5 protein-coding genes are annotated in these 5,393 nt (G+C 48.3%); 1 reads left to right on the top strand and 4 read right to left on the bottom strand.

The features are described from left to right. Positions 1-477: 477 nt before the first annotated feature. Positions 478-1,515 carry a polysaccharide deacetylase family protein gene (locus tag AC5JLB_RS28000; protein ID WP_495877119.1) on the top strand — a complete coding sequence of 346 codons (1,038 nt, stop codon included), beginning with the start codon at positions 478-480 and terminating at the stop codon, positions 1,513-1,515. A 141-nt stretch (positions 1,516-1,656) separates the two neighbouring features. Here AC5JLB_RS28000 and AC5JLB_RS27995 read toward each other — a convergent pair whose 3' ends face one another. The 4 genes from AC5JLB_RS27995 to AC5JLB_RS27980 form a co-directional block, all read right to left on the bottom strand. Beyond that, on the bottom strand, positions 1,657-2,481 hold the full coding sequence (locus AC5JLB_RS27995) for a prepilin peptidase (protein WP_495877118.1): 825 nt from the start codon (positions 2,479-2,481) through the stop codon (positions 1,657-1,659). A 115-nt stretch (positions 2,482-2,596) separates the two neighbouring features. After that, complete coding sequence (locus tag AC5JLB_RS27990) at positions 2,597-2,863, bottom strand: hypothetical protein (protein WP_495877117.1); 267 nt, start codon at positions 2,861-2,863, stop codon at positions 2,597-2,599. Positions 2,864-3,004: 141 nt separating this feature from the next. Beyond that, positions 3,005-4,090, bottom strand: a complete 1,086-nt coding sequence (gene leuB, locus AC5JLB_RS27985) for a 3-isopropylmalate dehydrogenase (RefSeq protein WP_495877116.1) — start codon at positions 4,088-4,090, stop codon at positions 3,005-3,007. Between the two features lie 66 nt (positions 4,091-4,156). Then, the gene (locus tag AC5JLB_RS27980) at positions 4,157-4,945 is read right to left on the bottom strand and encodes a type 1 glutamine amidotransferase (protein WP_495877115.1); all 789 of its coding nucleotides are present in this window, start codon (positions 4,943-4,945) and stop codon (positions 4,157-4,159) included. Positions 4,946-5,393 lie beyond the last annotated feature (448 nt).

The following is a 5,393-nucleotide window of genomic DNA, read 5'->3' as shown; positions in this document are numbered from 1 at the left end:
GCCTGGTTCACGCATTGCTGCTACTGTACCTGACTAGATCGAAAAAGGCTGTAATAGCGATACATACAACAAACTAAATAGAAATATATGCAGTTAGCCAATATATATGGAAACAAATGAATTTAAGAACAGCGCAGAGAAAATTGTGGTATTGAAAGCAAGATTTTCGCAACATTGAGTTGAAGTTCGGTCTAATCCTACTTACGTAGGTTAATGAAGACAAGCTTATATTCTATAAAGAAAAAACTTTTTTACTGTAAAGATCTACTTTTCATACTAGAGGTAGAGGTCACGCTCCTGTAGGGTATTGATAAGAATTTCACTACTCAGTGGCTTGTAATCTTACTACTCAATGACTTGCCTTAAAGAACCTGTTCCGTCTAAGACTTTTTAGCAGAAAGCCCTCCACGGACATGTTTCTCATTGCATTCAGCTCTACATCACCTCATTCACCTTCAAGAAACTGTGAGACAACCCATGAGAGTTCCTGGACTTGGAAAATTGCAGAAAATAACGGACAAGTTTAAGCATCGGCTTACATCAGGAGGAATCATTCTGATGTATCACCGCATTGCTGAACCGTCAAACGATCCTTGTCGCGTCTGTGTTTCACCGCACCATTTTTCAGAGCAGCTTAAAGTCTTAAAAAAACACTGTCGTCTTCTACCGTTGCATCAGATTGTAGAAGCCGCTCAAGCTGGAGAGTCTTTAGAACGGACAGTAGGCATCACGTTTGATGATGGGTATGCAGACAATCTGTTCACGGCAAAGCCCCTCTTGGAAGAACACAATGTTCCAGCAACAATGTTTATTTCTACTGGAAATTGGCAACATAACCAGGAGTTTTGGTGGGATACGCTCGATCGCATCTTCTTGCAGCCTGGAAACCTGCCTGAAGCGCTATGTATAGAGATTGCTGGTAACTTCTACCGATGGAGCTTAGGGGATGTCGTTCAGTATTCTGAAGCGGATTTTGAGCGCGATCGCAGGTGGACAATTTACACTCCAAGCAAGGCTGACCCAACCATCCGTCACTCGATCTACCGCTCTCTCAGCCGTCTATTTTTTCCGTTGCCTGAGCAAGAGCGTCAGAGTCTTCTCACACAACTCGTCAATTGGGCAGGCATTAATTCTACAGGTCGCCTAACCCATCGATCGCTTTCGCCAGAAGAAGTTCGCCAATTGGGTAAAGGAAACTTAATTGACATTGGCGCTCACACCGTTCATCATCCGCAGCTTGCAACATTATCTACAACGCTGCAACAACAAGAAATTCAGCAAAGTAAAGTCGATCTCGAAACTCTGCTGGGTCGTTCTATTAACAGCTTTGCCTACCCATATGGCAATTACAATACTCAAACTGTTGATTTAGTCCGCACAACCAATTTTGCCTATGCTTGCTCAACCAATGCCAACAAGGTTGGGCACAAGAGTGATTGTTATCAGTTGCCTCGTGTTGAGGTGCAAAACTGCGGTGGAGAAGCGTTTGCAAGATGGCTAGTCCAGTGGCTTTAGAGTGTAGGGCTTGGTAAAATTTAATCGATTATTGATAGGTAGCTTTGTTCAGTGCGATTCTATGAAGCTTTGCGAAGCTCCATAGAATCGCTTTAATGATCAAGGGAACTTCTGTCTTAGCCTCGATTGTCCTACGCTCCTTCAGCTAGGCCCAAAACTCGTAAATTGACTCATATAGGCAGCGATCAGCGTTTCTCCATAAAAGAGCGAGATCGCGGCTCCAAGTGCCAAAAAGGGACCAAACGGCATCGGCTGACGACGCGACAAAATTCCAAGCGCGATCGCGCCTCCTCCAACCATTGCACCCGAAGCACAAGCGAGAAATCCAGCTAACAGTAAAGATTTCCAGCCGAGCCATGCGCCCATCATGGCCATCAGTTTAGAATCGCCCGCGCCCATCGCTTGTTGACCGAAAACCATTGAGCCAGCGATCGCAATGATATCTAGTAACCAAATACCAATTACGGCTGCGATCGCGCCCATCATAAATTTTTCAATTGCGCCTGTTAACCCGGATGCTGCCCAGCCTGAGCAAACTTGAAATGCTAATCCCAACACCAGACCGGATCGGGTCAACGGCTCTGGTAGAGTCATGGTGTCTAAATCGATCATCGAAAGGGCAAGCAGCCAACTGAGGAACGCCCAGTAGCCAATCGTCTGAACTGAGACGCCAAACATCAAAAATACAAGTAAAAATAAAAGTCCAGTGGCAAATTCAATCAGCGGATAGCGCCGTGAAATAGCGCTCTTGCAGTGTCCGCATTTGCCTTTGAGCCACAGCCAGCCAAACACGGGCACATTATGGTGCTTCTTCAACCGGGTGAGGCAGTGAGGACAGCGTGATGGCGGGTAAAGGAGTGAAAGGTTCGCGGGCAGCCGATAAATCACGACATTGAGAAAGCTGCCGATCGATGCGCCTAAAGCAAACACCACAAAGCAAGCCGGAAGCGCGAGAAAAATCTCCATAACAAATCGGGGCTGGGGTCGCAATGGGACAAGTTAATTTCTAATCTTCCCTAAAGCCAGCCTAAAGTTTGATCTGACCGACCGATTTAACCGCAACCCTAATCCCTAGTTCTGCTTAATAGACGGAGGATTGAATCAGATCGAAGGGAATAAAGCATTCTTGGGGCAGCAAAGCGGGTTTGCGAGTAAAGATCAGTTTGCCGCGATGAGTGACGCGATTGATCGCGACGCCGAGCGGGGGTTCGGTCAGTTCGGGATGAACTGAGTAGTAGGTTTCGTAAATTTGGCGTGCCGAGCGAATCACCATTGGGTCGAGGTACGCCGCAAAGCTGCCGTCGTCCACATCTGCTCCTGTATCTCTAATGGGTAAAGCGTTAACCACCGCGTCTATCCTCACTTTGTGTTCCGAGAGTATCCTACTGTTAAAGTCTAGGATTGACAAAATAAATGGAATGTGAACGATAGAAGACCTGTCTTTGGGTAGAGAGGTAGTGCCATCAGCCGTCTCACCTTCACGATTTATCTATTCCTCTGTTAGGGCCTTAATCAGGATATTACCCATCGCTTCGCATCCAACCAAGGTATTGCCCTCTGCGATAATGTCTCCGGTTCGATAGCCTTGGTCTAGGACGCTCAGTACTGCTTGCTCGATGCGGTTGGCCGCGTCGGGCTGATTTAAGTCATAGCGCAACATCATCGCTGCACTCAACACTTGGGCGAGGGGATTGGCTTTGTCTTGTCCGGCAATGTCGGGGGCAGATCCATGAACGGGTTCGTAAACGCCTGCACCAGATGCGCCCAAACTTGCAGAGGGCAACATGCCGATGCTGCCTGTGAGCATGGCAGCGGCATCCGAAAGGATATCTCCAAAGAGGTTTCCGGTGACGATCGTATCGAACTGTTTGGGTGAACGAACGAGTTGCATCGCCGCATTATCGACATAGAGGTGAGATAGTTCGACATCGGGGTAGTCGGCGGCTAAAGCCGTGATGCGATCGCGCCACAGTTGCGACACTTCTAGCACGTTGGCTTTATCGACCGAGCAAAGTTTCTTCCGGCGTTTCTGAGCCGTTTCAAACGCAACGCGACCGATGCGATCGATTTCAGAGTCGGTGTACGCCATCGTGTTGACGCCCCGCTTCTCTCCCGTTTCGGTCGTAAACACGCCTCTGGGCTGACCGAAGTAAATGCCTCCGGTTAGTTCTCGCACCACCATGATATCGACGCCTTCAACGACTTCGCGCTTGAGCGAGGAAGCGTCAATCAATTGAGGCAAGATGGTGGCCGGACGAAGGTTGGCGAAGAGTCCGAGTCCGGCGCGGAGTCCGAGCAGTCCGGTTTCGGGGCGCAGATGGCGCGGTAGCGTGTCCCATTTGTAGCCCCCGATCGCGGCGAGCAGCACAGAGTCACTGTTCTTACACATCTCTAGGGTTTCGGCAGGAAGCGGTTCGCCTGTTGCATCGATCGCCGCGCCTCCAATGAGCGCTTCTTGAAACTGGAAGGTTAAGTCAAAGGTTTCACCGACCGTCTTCAACACCTTGACGGCGACTGCCATAATTTCAGGACCAATTCCATCGCCCGGAAGGAGCGTGATGCGATGCTGTGCCATGTCGGTTGTAGTTTTTCATCGGACTGCGGACAGTATCATACTGTATCGCTAATTCGGAACGAAAGCTTAGGTTAGAAGAATGCGATCGACGAATTTTTGAATCAGTTGGTTTGCGATCGCGGTGTCTTGAAGATTACTCAAGATCTGAGTCACCTGCTCATCACTGTCTAAATAGCGGCTCTGATATCGAATAATCCGCTCTGCCATATCGGGCGCGTCTACTTCGGGATGAAACTGAAACCCATAAAATGGCTTGCCTGAGATTTTAAAAGCGTGGAACGGACAGCGATCGGAGTACGCCAACACTACGGCTCCTTCGGGCATCACTAACGCTCGTTCTTTGTGACCCGACACTGCCCAAAAGCCGTTGGGAACATCGTGAAACAATGTATCATCTGTCGCTGCCTCGGTGAGCCACATCTGATAGGTTCCCATTTCTAGATTGGCTTTATCAATGATGACCTGACCACCCAATGCGGCAACGGCGGCTTGAAATCCAAGACAGGAAGCTAGAACGGGAATTTCCTGATCTAAGCAGTGAATTAATAAGTTCTTAATGGGGATGATAAAGGGGTAGATATCCGGTTGAGTAACGGAAACATCGCTCGATCCGCCAATGAACAAAGCATCAAATTCATTGATGATCGACGGCTCGAACTCAGGGGTAACGAACGTATCGAGAACTTTGAATTGACTCGCATCAAGGCGACTATAGCGCACGAATTCATCGAATTCTTCTTGACGCGTAAAATCATCCTCTCGCATCTGAAGCAGCAGGATTTTGAGATGAGAGCGATCGGTTGCCATGTTATTTCCTAAACCCGTCTTAGATGTATCAACAATTAAAATGCTCAACGTTAATGTCCCAACGGTGCGATCGTTAGAGCTTGCGAAGCGATCGTTAGAGCTTGCGAAGCGATCCTTTGGAGCTTGCGAAGCAATCGCGACAGTCGAGGGTTAGCCTTTGAAGAGTAGAACTTCACGCTTCACTGCTGAAGTGTTTTACGTCACGTTTGAACCTTTGACAATCACTGCTGAATCTTAAACATTCACGCTCGAACCTCTGAGCATCAGCGATGCACCTCAGACATTCACGCTTGAATCTTAAACATTCACCGTTGAACCTCAGACATTCACGCTTGAACCTCAGACATTCGTCGTTGAATGTTCAACTTACCTCAGCCCACCTCAGACCTACAACGACGCACCTTAGACATTCGTCGTTGAACCTCAGACCTGCAACGATGCACCTCAGACATTCACGCTTGAACCTCAGACATTCGTCGTTGAATGTTCAACTTAC

The sequence above is a fragment of the Myxacorys chilensis genome (assembly GCF_059505265.1).
Note: the sequence above shows the minus strand (reverse complement) of the source record. Positions and strands in the feature narration are given on the sequence as shown.

What these genes read in the sequence shown, in the direction of transcription:
- AC5JLB_RS28000 (WP_495877119.1), top strand. Translation starts at nt 478, where the DNA reads ATGAGAGTTCCTGGACTTGGAAAATTGCAGAAAATAACGGACAAGTTT.
- AC5JLB_RS27995 (WP_495877118.1), bottom strand. Translation starts at nt 2,481, where the DNA reads ATGGAGATTTTTCTCGCGCTTCCGGCTTGCTTTGTGGTGTTTGCTTTA.
- leuB (WP_495877116.1), bottom strand. Translation starts at nt 4,090, where the DNA reads ATGGCACAGCATCGCATCACGCTCCTTCCGGGCGATGGAATTGGTCCT.